This window comes from Pirellulales bacterium (genome assembly GCA_036499395.1).
In the GTDB taxonomy this organism is placed as follows: domain Bacteria; phylum Planctomycetota; class Planctomycetia; order Pirellulales; family JACPPG01; genus JACPPG01.
The window spans coordinates 254,590-269,733 of the sequence record DASYDW010000063.1 but is presented as its reverse complement, the minus strand read 5'-3'; the positions used below and the strand labels follow the sequence as shown (position 1 = coordinate 269,733).

The window sequence follows — 15,144 nt, the reverse complement described above, 5'->3', positions numbered from 1 at the left end:
AGCATGTCGGTCGCGTTCGAAGAACTCGCAGGCTCGCCGCGCATCCGCGTCAACGAGCAGGGGACATCGGCCGTGCGCGTGTTTCGCGTCGCGTGGACCGATTGGCAGGAATTTGTGCGCGCGCTGATCGGCACATTTCGCGTGCTAGGGCTGGCGACGCAATTCGTGCCCCCGATCGAATTCCCGGGCTTGCCGAATCTGATTGTCACCGACGTGCAGGTCGAACCGTTCGATCCCGACAATCCCGACGGCGCGACCGACATCAACCTCGGCGCGTTTACGAACACCTACACCGGCGGCGGCGCCAAGGTTACGGCTACCTATCGCACGATGTTCGACGAGTTCAGCCGGCCGCGCCCGGATATGCCGGGCGTGCCTGACGGAACCTATCTCACCTATTCGGCGGATCTAGGCTCCGAGCGCACGACGGTTCCGGGCCGAGCCTGGATCTGGTCGGGCGGATCAGAGCGCGTCGCCGACGACATCAGCCCGGGCCTGCAGATACCGCACGGCACGTTCACGTTGCGCTGGCAGCGCGTTCCCTACCCGCCGTGGACGCAGATTCGAGCGCTGCGCGGCAAGGTGAATGGCAGCACTTTTCTGTCGGCGCCCGCGGGCACGGTGATGTTCCAGGGGGCGCGCGTCTCGCGGCGATTTCAATTCGTCGAGGACGGTGGGTTCTGGAACTTGGATTACATGTTTGCTGAGAACACGAAAACGCTCAGCGATAGCGTGACCCCGGTCGGCTGGAATTATTTCTACAAGGAGGTGGCCGCCGCCGGCGAGCATTGGGTCGCGATCGAGAACCTGGACGGCGCTCCGCCGTATTCGGCGGGTGACTTCCTGCAACTCTTCCAGTTCGAGTAGGCCATGGCGGTCCCGATTCGGCCGGTCAACCCCGGCGATCTCATTTCGGCGGCCAAGTTCAACGAGGTCGTTGATGCGCTGAACGCACTGGGCCAAATTTCAGGCAGCTATCCGATCGAGATTGCGCGCGATGCGATGGGCGTACGCGTTGGCCTCGCGCGGCAGGCGAAGATGTGGCTCTTTCGTCTGGAAACGGTGCCGGACTCTCTGCCCCGTACCTCGGACAATGTTCCTTATTACAACGCCACGCGACTGCGATTGGATACGAGCGCCGATTACGTCGCGCAGTCACCGCAACACGTGCAACTGTACGATCCCCTGGCCAAAGACGCCGCCAGCAAGCAACTGGCCGAAGGAACATGGGTGCTGGCGAATTTCGACGCCGACACCGGCCGCTGGCAAATCGTGCGCGATCCGTTCATCGGCCCGGTCGTTGTCCGGTTCAAGCTCACGTCAACGCTGTCGCTTGGCGGCAACGCGACGGCCACGATTCGTCGCTGGGATCCGACGGCCGGTGGCGGCAGTGGCGCCTATGTCGACGGCGATACGATCACGGTCAAGGATTACTTCGGCGCACTGGGCGACCCGGGCGAATGGCAAGGCTTCAGCGGCTTTTACGGCTTCGCCGCGCAGCTTCCGGATCGGAGCGAGTACCAGATTCTGTACATGGAGCATGTCGCGCGCTTCGTGGCTTTCACGCTTACCGGCACGTTCCTCGCCGGGTCTGCTGTGGCCTCGTTCGATAGTACTTGGGCTGGCAAGCCGGGGGCGGGGGCTGGTTTTATCAACGACCGCCAAAACCTCTACACGAGCGCCGCGGCCGGCGACAAGGGAATCGCCGCCTGGGATGAAAGCCAGGAAGAGTATGTCGTCATCGACATGGGCAAAGGGCGCGCAAGCGACCTGGTGCTCGCCTATCTGAATGCCGATTTGGCGCAAGGAGCTTCGGCCGCTGCCACGATTCGCAAGTGGGACGCAGGGCTTGGCACCTGGACCGCGACCGGCGGGAGCGTCACGGTCTTCGATTCGTCCAACCTGGGACCCGCCAGTACGAGCGACGTCGGCGTCTGTTTTCTGTCGAGCCAGAGTGGCCGCTACGAACTCGTGGCATTGGAGGGCAGCCGCGGTGTGCAGGTCGTTCGCTTCAAGCTGACGACCACCTTGTTGCTGGGGGGCACCGCTAGCGCATTAATCCAAACCTACAGCGCACTGGCGGCGGCGTACGTCGACGGCGATGCGATCACGGTAGTCGATTTCTACGGTTCGTTAGGGGGCCGTGGAAAGTTCCAGGCGCCGAGCGGTTACTACGGCTTCGCGATCAAGCTCGCCGACAAGGATGAGTGGCAGATCCTCGACATGGAACGGCAAGCGTTGTTTGCCGATGTCACACTCACCGCCAACATGGCCAGCGGAACCGCGACTTGCACGTTCGATAACTTCTGGGATGGACAATCGACGGCGAGTGAAACGACCATCTTCGACACGCTGAACTTCTACTCGGCGGCCGTCACGGGCGACAAGTTTCGCGTCGTCTGGGATTCGCATGATGGGAAGTACAAGATCATTGATGCCAAGCCGGCAACAGCCGGCTTGATTCGTTACGCGCGCACGTATGCCAGCCATACGTTGGCAGGCAGTAGCAAAAGCAATGCGCATTTTGTCGAGTGCCAAGCTGTCGACGACCTTTCTGGCGAGGGCTACGACGCGGGAGGTACGCACTTCAACGTGTTACTGCCCAGCCCTTCGGCGGCAAGCGACCCCAACGTCGAAGCGGGGGTGACGATCGGCTACACCGTCGACGGCGCAGGCAACAAGATCTGCGTCACGGACTATCTCGATGATTGCCGGGGCACAATCAAGTTGTGGAGCGGCGCGGCGGTCGACATCTCACACGGTTGGGATTTGTGCGACGGCTCGAACGGCACGCCAAACCTGTGCGGCAAGTTCGTCCTGGGGGCGCGTCCGGGGGGCGGTGACGGTCGATTCGACGACAACGGAAGCCAGAACGATATTGGTGACACGGGGGGCACGCTGAAGCACACGCACGCGCCGCACGCGCCGGCTGCGACAAGTTCGACGAGCCTAGCAGCGGTGAGTACCACGGAAGCCACGACCGATTCCGAGTTCACGGGCAAGCCGCTCACGATCACGATCACGCCCAATATGACCGGCAGCCCCATCGCTTCCGGCGTGACCGGTCCGACGCCTCTGGAGGTTGAGGTCTTTTTCCCGAATATCGTCATCGAGCCTACAGATTTGACCGTCGATACCTCAGGGCTGACGGTGGGAGATACAAGCCTCAACGCGGATCATAATCACGAAATCACACCGCTAGAAAAGGTGTGGGCTGATATTGGGGCGGACGCGGATATTTATTCCCCGTCGGCCACTGAACAAGCGACCGACATTATCGACCCCAATCCGCACGACCACCCCCTGGAAGGTACGGCGGAAATCAACCCCAATCCGCACACGCACGATGTCACCGAGGACCAGGCACAAGAGCCGAACCTTGTTCCGAATCCGCACACGCATACCGTTAACGCGCCGGTGACCGGTATTACGTTCAGCCCGTCCACCACGGTCGTGACGCCCGCGGGCACGATCATCAGCGACACGGCGGTCGCCGTGGCCACCACGATTGCGCCCCCGTCGCATACGCATCAGACGCCCACGTTGACGCACGACGCGAAGTATCACACGCCCACCTATTACGCTCTGTGCTACATCATGCGCACGGGCTGATTTCGCCTTTGGGAAAGGATCCTCGCTATGGCTGCCTCGATTACAAACCTGTTGCTCCTGACGCAATTTCAGGTCGCCGAAAACCCGGGGAGCCAGCCCGCCGGCGTAACTCTGCTGAGTACCTTCAACGACCTGGACCAACTGCTGCAGTTGACCCCCACCACGGCGCCTCCGGTCAGCATGTTCGGCGTTTACAAAACCACGATCAGTAGCGGCGGCTATACGATCGACGCGACAAGCCTGCAGGGAACCAACGGCAGCTTGAACGCCACCGGCAAAAAACTCGTCGCGATCAGTGTGAAGAATCCGACCGCGTCCGTTGGCGACGTCAACATCGCCACGGGCGCTGTCAACGGCTATGCGATTCCGCAGCCGGTGAAGGTCAAGCCCGGAGGCTTTGCGCTCGTCTATCACGCCGCGGCGCTCGCGGCGATCGGCAGTAGCACGAAAACGCTCGACGTTTCCGGCACCAGCGGCGACACGCCGGAAATCGGTCTGGTGCTGGGTTAGCGCAGCGGCCGGTCGGGCATTTCGACTCTCACCCCCTGAGTAAAAGGAACTATTATGCGACGTCGTCCGCTCACTTCGGCGCTCAACTTGCGACAATCGGCTGCGATGTCCGCCCCTTCGGTGCCGACACCGCTCAAGTATCTCAGCTTACTGCGGCTGTTCATCGACGCCAGTGATATGGCCACGATGAACTTCTTGAAGGCCACGCAGTTCAACTTGGCGCAATCACAATATTTGCAAGCAGCTCATAGCGCGTCTCTCGATTTCAGCACCGGTACCAACGCCAACACATTTTCGATCGAGATCTGGCGCAATACGACTTTGTCGGGCACAAGCCGTTGCTACGTCTCGAAGGACATCTTCAATACCTCGGGCAAGCGTGGCTGGGCTGCGCGGGCTTCGGGCACGGCGGGGCACGAGAGCCAAGTCGAGTTTTGGTCCTGGAACAGCTCGGCAAGCGCTTATGGCGCCATCGTCACTACCAACGCGCCGTCGAACTGGTCGCACTGCGTCATTGCGGTCGACATGACCGTGCCGACGGTCAGCCTGTATTTCGACGGTTCGACGACTCCGGCGACGACGACCGCGCTACAAGGAACGCTCGGCATACTGCCCACCGGTCAAACCGCTCCGCTGTTATTGGGCGCGTGGAACTTCGGCACGTCCGGGGGGGTGACCAATTTCTACGACGGCGCCATGGCCTCGATACGGCTGTGGCGGCAGGCTCTGGCGCCAGGTTTCGTGCCGGCGCTCTTCAATGGAGGCTTCCCTGCACCTTATGCCTATTTGGGAGGCGCGCAAAAAACAAACCTCGTCGCGGCCTGGGATTTAACCGAGGCGAGCGGCATGCGATTCGACTCGACGGCCAATGCGAATCACCTGAGCGAGCAGAATGGGCCGCTGGGCCAGGCCACGCTCTGCAGGTCCTTGTTCGAGCGCGGGCCGCGCGGCTATCAATTCCACGCGCTCCGATTCAATTACGCGCCCCCCTGGATCGCGCAGTCGCCGATCAATAACGCTCCGGCGCTGCGAATGTGCGGCCAGCACTGGATGCGTGCGAGTGCGCCCGGATTTTGCAACGATTGTCGGGCGGGGGACATCCTTACCGTCTTGCGCCCTACGGATCTGTCACTTGCTAACTTCGACTATGCGATTCTGACGGCGGACAAAGAATCTTACGACGGCAATTTCACATATCTGTTTCCGATGTTCTACAATGCCGCGCTACAAACGCGCATCCGGCGCAACGCGGCGACCACGATCAATGGCCAAATCAGCGGGACCGCGACGTACAACTCTGGTAGCACTTACGTGACGAATCAGCGCGGATTTGGCGCGGGGGGCGCGGCCTCGTTCGCTTATCGTGTCAACGGTGTCGCGAATCCGATTGATTTGACCTATGGCAATTTCGGCACGGACGGAACCAATACGCAGAATCAATGGTATGCCTCTCTGGAAGGGGTCGATTCTTTAATCCTGGGGGGGCTCGATTACGATCCTGGCATGGCGATCGAAGGGCCTTACTCGATTCAAGCTCGCTTCGCTGGCTATCTCTCAACCGTGTTGATCTACGGTGCCACGACAGCTAATGGCAGTCTCAGCGATAGTCAGAATCTAGCCGTCGAGAATTGGGCGCGACAACTGGCGAATGTCTAATCACGCACGACATTCATGGCAGATGAATTCCCACTAGAGGTGGTTCAAGAGCAGTAAGCGCGAAGTGTAAAAAATCGTGGGAGCGCTTTAACTTCTCTACCCGCGTGGTAAATAGACTATGTCACTTTTACAACCAATCGGTCCGACGTTTCAGGAGATAGGACGACAGTATCGTGCGGCACGATTGTTGCGATTTGAGGGCCGCGATGGCCGGTGCGAACCAAAGCGTCTACCGAGCCGCTCACACACCATCGGGCATCGCCTCACGAAATAGCTTTTACGCGCTGATAAAACAGATCCAGGATCCCGGCGATGACGTCTGCCTGTTCGGTCTCGAGCAATAGCGCGAGCTTGTCGTGCAAATCGCGTTTGCGATTGATCGCTTCGGCCGCGCGCAAGGCTCCGTCGCTGGTCAGCGCGCCTCCGGTTCCCATCTGGCTATATAACTCGTCGAAGTCTCCCTGGCTCCAATCCATGAAAAGTTCGGGGCGAGTATCGATCAACTCCTTGACCAGCGGATTGGTCAGTCGATCGAACTGTCGGCGCCCCGTCAGCAACGGGCTCTGGAAGAATTCATTTGTCTCGACGCCCAACCCACGCGCCATTTGGTGGAGCGTGCGGGCGTGCGGTTTCGCACTTGTGCCATTGAGGATGCTCTTGATGGTCCGTTCGTCCAGACCGGTGCGCTGCGCAACGTCGACGACCGTCAGATTGAACTGCGCCATCAGGCGGCGGAGATTATGGCCGAAGGGGAGCATCGCGATGCAAGGAGCTACTGTTTTGTCCGAGAATTCGAACCTTTTAATGTTGACCCACATTAGTGTACTAATGTATACTTACCGCAGACGTCAAGGTCCAGGCTTTTTGGCAGAAGTCTGAAGATTTTTGGCCAGCCAAAAGAGGCACGGCGACGTTCCGAATGGTGACGGGGCGATCGGGCGCGCCGCTTGTGTGTGGATGACCGTCAGATTTCGACACATTCCGATCACGCGGATCGGAAACGCAAATAAACGCACGTAAGGACATGCGCGAAATGACGTCAAACGCCGCCCCAGCGGAGCTATTCAGAATCTGGATTACACACTTTCGCCGCTGGCAACCGGAAACGTGGCGCGACCTGCCACGCGAGGCGGTGGCCGTCGAGTTGGCCGAGCCGGGTTGTTATAGCGCGGCCGACGCGCTGGCCTATATCGAAGGGCACAATTCCGCGGCACTCGGGCGCGGAGAATGCCGCTGGGCGGTCGCCGTGCCAGTGACGCTGGCCTTTGAAGGCGATCCGGCCCCGGGGGAGACCATCTTTCCCGAGAAAATCGCGCTTACGCCGACCGACGGCTAGGACGCAGCGCAACACGGATCATTTCTTCTTCTGCGTGGTGCTCGGCCAGGGATCATGCCAATCCCCCCAGCGGTCGAGATACATGCGATAAGCCTTCACCTCGCTGGCTCGCGCCGTGAGCCAGGTCTTGGTCTCGGCGATGATGCCTTGCTCCTCGTCGAGCGTGATTCGGCCCAGCAGGACACGCGTACGCAAAAACACGAAGTACGTATCCAGCACGTCACAGCGGCAATAGTCGTGGATCTCGCTGATCTTTCCGGCATCGAACAGATCCTGCACCATGTGCCCTTCGACATCCATCTTGCCTGGTTTTCCCAGCAAGTTCGCCGCCAGGTTCAGCCCGCCGGTAAAGCGCGTACTGCCGAAATTCGTCAGTAACTCTTGCAGGTCGATGTGTGCTTCGAGGTTGTACCGGTTCCGCGCTTGCTCGAAGCTCTTGGCCGTCAGATTGAACCAACCGGGCACGCTCAAGCCGTAGCGGAAGGCGGCCAGTTCCAGCAGCGGTATATCGAAGGTGCGACCGTTAAAGGTGACCAGCGTTGGCCGGCCGTGCTTTTCCCACCCCCGCCAGAAGTTCTCGGTAATCACGTGCGGGCGCGCTTCGGCCTCGTCGAGGATCGCCATGTCGACCAGGCGAAACTCGGCATCGACCTTGGCCACGGCAATCGACGTGGGCAAGTGATACGTGTACGGCACGAAGTCGTTCTCGTACTTCGCCATCAGTTCTTGGCGATATTTGGCGACGGCGGCTTTAGCGTTCAATTTCTCGCCAGGGTAAACCAGGCGTGCAACCAAATCACCGTCGGCGACGCTTTCGATGTCGAATATCAGATAACGTGTGGCGGCCATGCGGAATTCATCCGTGGATAAGCTGCATGAATACAACCATTTCGTGCCGGAATCACGCGGCCTTCTACCCTCTGGCGGCTACTCGGGCGCGCTGCGATCGGCTACACTCGGTTCAAGCGAATTGGAGCAGGCGGACCATGAGCGCACAAGGCACACTATTGCAGTTATCGAACCATGTCGATCCGTGTTGCGCTGCACCATGAAACTCGTTATGACTACGACCGGTTAGTCACTCTTTCGCCGCAGATCGTTCGTCTGCGTCCGGCGCCTCATAGCCGCACGCCGATCTTGAGCTATTCACTCAAGGTCGAGCCGAGCGATCACTTCGAGAATTGGCAGCAAGATCCGCACGGCAATTTCCTGGCGCGGCTGGTCTTCCTGGAAAAGACTCGTTCGCTGAACATCGCGGTGGACTTGATCGCCGAGTTGACGGTGATCAACCCCTTCGATTTCTTCATCGAAGCGTCGGCCGAGATGTTTCCTTTCGAGTACGAGCCGTGGCTGGCGCGCGAGTTGCGCCCCTATTTGGAGCTCGAGTCGACAGGCCAGCGCTTCAAGGCCTACATGGACGCGGTTGGTTGCCCGCGGATGAAGACGGTCGATCTGCTGGTCGCGCTCAATCAGCGATTGCAGGAGGAAGTGCGCTATTTGATTCGCATGGAGCCGGGCGTTCAGACCTCAGAAGAGACGCTCACCCTGGGCTCGGGCAGTTGTCGTGATTCGGCCTGGCTGCTGGTGCAAGTTCTGCGGCGGTTGGGACTGGCGGCCCGCTTCGTGTCGGGTTACCTGGTGCAGTTGGTGCCGGACGTCAAGCCGCTCGACGGGCCTTCCGGCGCGGCCGCCGACTTTACGGACTTGCACGCCTGGACGGAAGTTTATGTGCCCGGCGCTGGTTGGATCGGCCTGGATCCCACATCCGGTCTGTTGGCTGGCGAGGGACATATTCCCTTGGCCTGTTCACCGGATCCTGCCTCGGCGGCGCCCATTACAGGCGGCGTCGAAGCGTGTGAAACGAAGTTCTCGTTCGATATGTCGATCAGTCGGATCCATGAGGATCCGCGCGTCACGCGCCCCTACTCCGATGATGAATGGGCGCGGGTCGAGGCCCTCGGCCATGCGGTGGACGAGCGGCTGAACGCGGGGGATGTGCGTTTGACAATGGGGGGCGAGCCGACGTTCGTATCGATCGACGATATGGACGGCGACGAATGGAACATCGCGGCCGTGGGGCCCACGAAGCGAAAGCTGTCCGAAGATCTCGTGCGCCGCTTGCAGGCGAAGTTCTCGCCCGATGCGTTGCTGCATTTCGGCCAGGGCAAATGGTACCCGGGCGAACCCTTGCCGCGCTGGGCGCTGGCGTGCTACTGGCGCGCCGATGGCAAGCCGGTGTGGCGCGATGCGAGCTTGATCGCCAAAGAAGGCAAAAAATACAAGAACACCGTGGCTGACGCCCAGCAACTGGTTCACCGCATCGCCGCGCATTTGCAGGTCGAGTCGGACTGGATGGTGCCGGCCTACGAAGATCCTTGGCATTATCTGGCCAAGGAGCGTCACCTGCCGGTCAATGTCGATCCGCGGGATCCAAAGCTGGAGAGCGCCGAAGAGCGCGCGCGACTGGCCCGCGTCTTCGAGCGTGGGCTGAGCGCCGTCACCGGTTTTGTGCTGCCGCTCGAACGGCAATGGTGGCAAGGCAAGCCGCGCTGGCGCAGCGGTCCCTGGCCCGTGCGTAGCGACGCCTTGTTTCTCTTGCCGGGAGACTCGCCGCTGGGATTGCGGTTACCTCTCGAGGCGCTCCCTTACGTTCCGCCGGCGATCCGCCGTGGAATTCATCCGCTCGATCCGACCGCGCCGCGCGAGCCGCTTCCCGATTATCCCGGCCGAACGGCGCAGCCTGAGATTCCGGCGCGGGACCGGGGGCGTGACGGCCGCGAGGTGCATCCGCAGAACACGGTCCGCGCGGCGTCGCCCGATCTCGAGGCGGCCGAAGTGATCCGCACCGCGCTGTGCGTCGAGCCGCGCGAGGGAACGCTACATGTCTTTTTGCCGCCGGTCGAGCGCTTGGAAGATTACCTCGACCTGGTTTCCGCGATCGAGACCGCGGCGGCCGAGATGAAGTCTCCCGTGGTGGTCGAAGGTTACCCGCCCCCGGCCGACCATCGGTTGCAAAACTTCAAAGTCACGCCGGATCCCGGTGTGATCGAAGTCAACACGCCGCCGGTGCGCAGTTGGGGCGAGCTGGTCGAATTGACGACGACTCTTTACGAGGAAGCGCGCCAGACCCGATTGGGAACGGAAAAATTCGCGTACGACGGTCGGCACACCGGTACCGGCGGTGGCAACCACATCGTGCTGGGAGGCCCGACGCCGATCGACAGTCCCTTTTTGCGCCGGCCCGATTTGCTGCGCAGCCTGGTGACCTATTGGAATAACCACCCGTCGCTGTCGTACTTGTTTTCGGGCGCGTTCATCGGCCCGACAAGTCAGGCGCCGCGTGTCGACGAAGGACGCCGAGACTCGATCTACGAACTGGAACTGGCTTGCGCCCAGGTGCCCGATCCGCACGCGGCGAGTGGCCAGGAATGCCCACCCTGGCTGGTTGACCGCATCTTTCGCAACTTGCTGGTGGACGTGTCGGGCAATACGCACCGTGCGGAATTTTGCATCGACAAACTGTATTCACCTGACAGTGCGACAGGCCGGCTCGGCCTGGTGGAATTCCGCGCGTTCGAGATGCCGCCGCACGCTCGCATGAGCCTTACGCAGCAGCTTTTATTGCGAGCGCTGGTCGCCAGATTCTGGGAACGGCCGAACCGGGATCGGCTGGTTCGCTGGGGAACGACATTGCACGATCGGTTCCTTTTACCCTATTTTGTTCAGCAGGATTTCCGCGACGTGATCCGGGAAACCGGGCTTGCCGGCTTTCCGCTGGAGCTGTCCTGGTTCGACGCCCACTTTGAATTTCGCTTTCCGTTGATCGGCACCATTGTGCAGGACAGCGTGCAGGTAGAATTAAGGCAGGCGATCGAGCCCTGGTATGTGCTGGGGGAAGAGCAGGGCGGGGGCGGCACGTCGCGTTATGTGGATTCATCGGTCGAACGTTTACAGGTGCGTGTTAACGGCATGACCAGCTCGAGACATATTGTCACCTGCAACGGCCGCCGCGTGCCGTTGCATCCGACGGGCGTCGAAGGGGAATTCGTGGCCGCCGTGCGCTATCGCGCCTGGCAGCCGCCGAGTTGCTTGCATCCCACGATACCCGTGCAGACGCCGCTCGTGTTCGATATCGCGGATGCCTGGCAGAAGCGCAGCTTGGGCGGGTGCGAATATCATGTGGCGCACCCGGGCGGGCGCAACTATACGACCAGCCCGATCAACGCCTACGAGGCCGAAAGCCGTCGGGCGGCAAGATTCTTCCGCATGGGGCACACGGGCGGAGCATGGAACGCTCCGCACGAGCAGTTGAATCCCGATTATCCGTTGACCCTCGATCTCCGCCGGTCTAGCGCCGAAAGATGAGCTCTTCTTTGGCCAGTACGACGGGTAGCGACGGGGGCATGCTCGACGGCTACGCGCCGCTGCCTGGCGCTTTCGACGAAATGTTTTCTGCGCCGGGCCTGCTGCGTCCTGCCTGGCGCACGTTCGCCGATGCGCTGACGACGTTCGGCGCCGACGAGTTTGCCCGCCGGCGCGAGCAATCCGTGCGCTTGGTTCACGAAAACGGCTTGATGTACAACGCCGTGGGGGAGCCAGGGCAGGGGGCTCGTCCCTGGGACCTGGACGTCTTTCCGGTATTGATCGCGGCCGACGAATGGCGGCGCATTAGTACGGGCCTTGTGCAGCGGGCCCGACTGTTGAATCGCGTGCTGGCCGATCTGTACGGCCCGCAACGCCTGCTGACCGAAGGATTGCTGCCGGCCGATCTACTGTTTGCGCACCCGACGTTTCATCGCGAATTGCACGGACAGAGACCCGCGCGCGACGTATTCCTGCATTTTTACGCGGCGGACCTGGCTCGCTCGCCCGATGGACGGTGGTGGGTCGTGGCCGATCGGACCGATGCGCCGTTGGGGGCAGGCTACGCACTCGAGAATCGGATTGTCGTCTCGCGGATGCTTTCCAGCGTCATTCGGCGCAGCCGGGTAGAACGGATGGCGCCGTTCTTCATCGCGCTGCGCGAAACTTTGCGCGAGCTCGCTCCGAAACAAACGACCAATCCACGCATTGTGCTGTTGAGTCAGGGGCCGCAAAGCCCGCATTATTTCGAAGATGCCTATCTCGCGCGCTATCTCGGCTACACCTTGGTCGAATCCGGGGACCTGGCGGTTCGCGACGATCACGTCCTGTTGAAAACTCTGGGCGGGCTGCTTCCGGTCGATGTGATTTTTCGTCGCTTGAGCGACGCACATGCCGATCCGCTGGAACTGCGCGGCGATCCGGCGGTGGGCGTGCCCGGATTGCTGGAATCGGTGCGCTCGGGGAATGTCGCGGTGGCCAATGCACTCGGCAGTTCGCTCGTCGAGCCGGCGGTCTTCATGGGCTACTTACCTGACTTGTGCCGTGCGTTGCTGAACGAAAATCTCTGTATGCCGTCGATCGGCACCTGGTGGTGCGGCGACGCGGCCGGACGCGAGCACGTTAAGCAGCGTCTGCACGAAATTACATTGTCGACGGCGTTTCGCCGCGGACGTTTGTCAACGAATCCGAGCGCGTCGCCCAGTAGTGACTTCGTCAGTGAAGCACGTTTTGCCGAGCACCCTGAACGCTACGTCGCGCAGGAGCGATTCGGGCGTTCGTGCGTCCCCGTTTCGACCGACGCTGGATTCGAACCCGCTTACATGGCGTTGCGGGTGTATCTGGTGGCGTCCGGGAATTCTTACGTCACGTTGCCCGGCGGGCTGGTGCGCGTTTCGCGTGATCCGGCGCAGCTCGATCGCTCAGTCCTAGGGGGTGAAGGGAGCAAAGATGCCTGGGTGCTGGCCGAAGGGCCGGTACGCGAAGTGACGTTGCTGACACCGCCGGGGCACGCGATTGAATTGCGACGCAGTGGCAACGAACTTCCCAGTCGTGTCGCGGATAACCTGTTCTGGCTCGGCCGACAAATCGAACGGGCTGACGGTTCGGCGCGACTGCTGCGCACGATTCTCGGCCGCTTGACCAGCGAGCACGACATCGCCAGCCTGCCGGAGTTGAATCCGCTGCTGCGCTGCTTGGCGGCGCTTGGCCAGTTGGAGCCGGGATTCGTCATCGAGGAAATTCGCCAGCAGTTGCCCGCTATCGAACGGGCATTACCCGCCGCGGTGTTCGACGCCACACAATCGGCCAGCCTGGCGTCGATCGTGGCTGCCGTGCATCGGCTGGGTTCACTCGTGCGCGATCGCATTTCAGTCGATAGCTGGCGGATTATTCATCGCGTTCACGAAGAATTTCAATTGCTGTCGAGCCGCTCGTCAGTCGGTCTGAGCGATATCCTGATGCTGGCCAATCGCATGATTATCGATCTGGCGGCATTTGGCGGGCTGGTCGACGAAAGTATGACCCGCACCCAGGGGTGGCGCTTTCTTGATATCGGCCGCCGGCTGGAGCGAGCCCTGCACACGGTGACGCTCGCACAGAATATCCTGGTCGACATCGCGGCCCACGACGCGCCTGTGCTGGAAGCATTCTTGGAAGTGGCCGACAGCGTGATGACGTATCGTTCGCGCTATCTGGCAACATTGCAGCCGGCGCCGGTGCTGGACTTGGTTTTGACCGACGACTCGAATCCTCGCTCGGTCGCATTTCAATTGGTTACGCTGGCGGATCATGTCGAGAATCTGCCGCGCGACCGGACGCAGCCGCTGCGCAGCCCCGAGCAGCGCATCGTGTTGAGCCTGCTGACGGCTGTGCGGATGGCCGAAGCCGAAACATTGCGCAAGCTGCCGCGGCGCGGCGAGCGCACGAAGCTCGATCGGTTGCTGGGACGTTTAACCGATCAGTTGCCGCGCCTTTCGGATCTGATTGCCCACAAGTACCTGGTACATGCGGGCACTCCCCGGCAATTGGCCGAAGGCTTTTTTGACGAAGATCGATGAACTACCAGATCAGCCACATCACGACCTACGAGTACAACGAGACGGTGGCAACGTGCCAGAACGTCGTACATCTGGCACCGCGTGCGGTGCTGCGGCAAACCTGCCACCAGCACCGGTTGCTAGTCCGCCCGACGCCGACATTGATCAATCGGCGAACCGACTATTTCGGCAATCCCGTCTCCTACTTCTCTATCAGCGAAGGGCACCGCAAGCTGAGCATCACGTCGATGTGCCGAGTCGACGTGCGCCCGTCGCCGCTGACAATGACGACGGAATCCATCGCCTGGGAAATGGTGCGCGATGCGCTCCCTGCCGATCGAGGGGCGCATTCGGTCAATAACTACCAGTTCTGCTTCGATTCTCCGCACATCGCAGGTAGTAACGAACTAGCGGCCTACGCTGCCTCGACGTTTGGGCCCGGGCGACCGATTCTGGAAGGCGTGATCGAGCTGACGGCGCGGATTCACAAGGATTTCACCTACGACACGCAGGCCACGACCGTGCATACGCCGTTGGCCGAAGTGTTCGCTCATCGGCGTGGCGTTTGTCAGGACCTGGCGCATGTGCAGATCGGCTGTTTACGATCGCTGGGACTCGCCGCACGTTACGTCAGCGGCTACTTGCGGACGTTGCCGCCGCCGGGCCGGCCGCGATTGGTTGGCGCCGATGCCTCGCACGCTTGGGTGGCCGTGTTCTGTGGCCCGCTGGGCTGGATCGACGTCGACCCGACCAACAATGCCTTGGTCGACACGCACCATGTCACAATTTCCTGGGGACGCGACTACTCCGATGTCTGCCCCATCAACGGTGTCTTCGTGGGCGGCGGAGCGCACGTGATGACGGTGTCGGCCGATGTCGAACCACTCGACGATGATCTCGCGGGCACGACTGCTAGCATGTCATTGACAGCACAAAATGACAAACGCGAGAAGAAGTGAGAAGCTTTAGTAAATCGCGAATCTGGCACGGCGGTGGATTTTTGCGGTAACCAGTCAATTCTGGTACCTCGCAGTGCCGAGTAATTTCCCCAGGGGCCCATAAGCGACAAGCTCGCCACGGGAAGCAACAGGCCCCCGCCGCGATGACCCGGACAATGACTCGACGATGCGG

The 15,144-nt window shown here is 61.1% G+C and carries 10 protein-coding genes; 8 read left to right on the top strand and 2 right to left on the bottom strand.

All coding sequences use genetic code 11. The features are described 5' to 3' along the window. Positions 1-3 precede the first annotated feature (3 nt). Genes VGN12_10380 through VGN12_10365 form a run of 4 tightly spaced genes read left to right on the top strand, consistent with a single transcriptional unit; the run spans position 4 to position 5,778 of the window. Positions 4-867, top strand: coding sequence for a hypothetical protein (locus VGN12_10380; GenBank protein ID HEY4309846.1), 864 nt, complete (start codon positions 4-6; stop codon positions 865-867). Between the two features lie 3 nt (positions 868-870). Then, positions 871-3,612 (top strand): hypothetical protein, encoded by a 2,742-nt coding sequence (locus VGN12_10375; GenBank protein ID HEY4309845.1) that lies wholly within the window; start codon positions 871-873, stop codon positions 3,610-3,612. 27 nt (positions 3,613-3,639) lie between these two features. Then, on the top strand, positions 3,640-4,122 hold the full coding sequence (locus VGN12_10370) for a hypothetical protein (GenBank protein HEY4309844.1): 483 nt from the start codon (positions 3,640-3,642) through the stop codon (positions 4,120-4,122). A gap of 54 nt (positions 4,123-4,176) precedes the next feature. Next, the gene (locus tag VGN12_10365; protein ID HEY4309843.1) at positions 4,177-5,778 is read left to right on the top strand and encodes a LamG-like jellyroll fold domain-containing protein; all 1,602 of its coding nucleotides are present in this window, start codon (positions 4,177-4,179) and stop codon (positions 5,776-5,778) included. Positions 5,779-6,041: 263 nt separating this feature from the next. On the opposite strand, the gene VGN12_10360 is transcribed toward VGN12_10365, so the two are convergent. Beyond that, positions 6,042-6,596 (bottom strand): helix-turn-helix transcriptional regulator, encoded by a 555-nt coding sequence (locus VGN12_10360; GenBank protein HEY4309842.1) that lies wholly within the window; start codon positions 6,594-6,596, stop codon positions 6,042-6,044. A 215-nt stretch (positions 6,597-6,811) separates the two neighbouring features. Here VGN12_10360 and VGN12_10355 point away from each other — a divergent pair, with 215 nt between their 5' ends. Further along, a complete protein-coding gene (locus VGN12_10355) occupies positions 6,812-7,114 on the top strand; it encodes a hypothetical protein (protein HEY4309841.1) in 303 nt (100 codons plus the stop codon). Positions 7,115-7,132: 18 nt separating this feature from the next. Here the strand turns inward: VGN12_10355 and VGN12_10350 are convergent, their stop codons facing one another. Further along, positions 7,133-7,963, bottom strand: coding sequence for a 3'-5' exonuclease (locus VGN12_10350; protein HEY4309840.1), 831 nt, complete (start codon positions 7,961-7,963; stop codon positions 7,133-7,135). A 174-nt stretch (positions 7,964-8,137) separates the two neighbouring features. Here VGN12_10350 and VGN12_10345 point away from each other — a divergent pair, with 174 nt between their 5' ends. The 3 genes from VGN12_10345 to VGN12_10335 are packed head-to-tail and all read left to right on the top strand — an operon-like array spanning position 8,138 to position 14,972. Beyond that, a complete protein-coding gene (locus VGN12_10345) occupies positions 8,138-11,479 on the top strand; it encodes a transglutaminase family protein (protein ID HEY4309839.1) in 3,342 nt (1,113 codons plus the stop codon). After that, positions 11,476-14,034: a circularly permuted type 2 ATP-grasp protein gene (locus tag VGN12_10340; GenBank protein ID HEY4309838.1), complete on the top strand. Its 2,559-nt coding sequence runs from the start codon at positions 11,476-11,478 to the stop codon at positions 14,032-14,034. Before VGN12_10345 ends, VGN12_10340 begins: the two co-directional genes overlap by 4 nt. After that, on the top strand, positions 14,031-14,972 hold the full coding sequence (locus VGN12_10335; GenBank protein HEY4309837.1) for a transglutaminase family protein: 942 nt from the start codon (positions 14,031-14,033) through the stop codon (positions 14,970-14,972). Before VGN12_10340 ends, VGN12_10335 begins: the two co-directional genes overlap by 4 nt. Positions 14,973-15,144: the final 172 nt, after the last annotated feature.

What these genes read in the sequence shown, in the direction of transcription:
- VGN12_10380 (HEY4309846.1), top strand. Translation starts at nt 4, where the DNA reads ATGTCGGTCGCGTTCGAAGAACTCGCAGGCTCGCCGCGCATCCGCGTC.
- VGN12_10375 (HEY4309845.1), top strand. Translation starts at nt 871, where the DNA reads ATGGCGGTCCCGATTCGGCCGGTCAACCCCGGCGATCTCATTTCGGCG.
- VGN12_10370 (HEY4309844.1), top strand. Translation starts at nt 3,640, where the DNA reads ATGGCTGCCTCGATTACAAACCTGTTGCTCCTGACGCAATTTCAGGTC.
- VGN12_10365 (HEY4309843.1), top strand. Translation starts at nt 4,177, where the DNA reads ATGCGACGTCGTCCGCTCACTTCGGCGCTCAACTTGCGACAATCGGCT.
- VGN12_10360 (HEY4309842.1), bottom strand. Translation starts at nt 6,596, where the DNA reads ATGTGGGTCAACATTAAAAGGTTCGAATTCTCGGACAAAACAGTAGCT.
- VGN12_10355 (HEY4309841.1), top strand. Translation starts at nt 6,812, where the DNA reads ATGACGTCAAACGCCGCCCCAGCGGAGCTATTCAGAATCTGGATTACA.
- VGN12_10350 (HEY4309840.1), bottom strand. Translation starts at nt 7,963, where the DNA reads ATGGCCGCCACACGTTATCTGATATTCGACATCGAAAGCGTCGCCGAC.
- VGN12_10345 (HEY4309839.1), top strand. Translation starts at nt 8,138, where the DNA reads ATGTCGATCCGTGTTGCGCTGCACCATGAAACTCGTTATGACTACGAC.
- VGN12_10340 (HEY4309838.1), top strand. Translation starts at nt 11,476, where the DNA reads ATGAGCTCTTCTTTGGCCAGTACGACGGGTAGCGACGGGGGCATGCTC.
- VGN12_10335 (HEY4309837.1), top strand. Translation starts at nt 14,031, where the DNA reads ATGAACTACCAGATCAGCCACATCACGACCTACGAGTACAACGAGACG.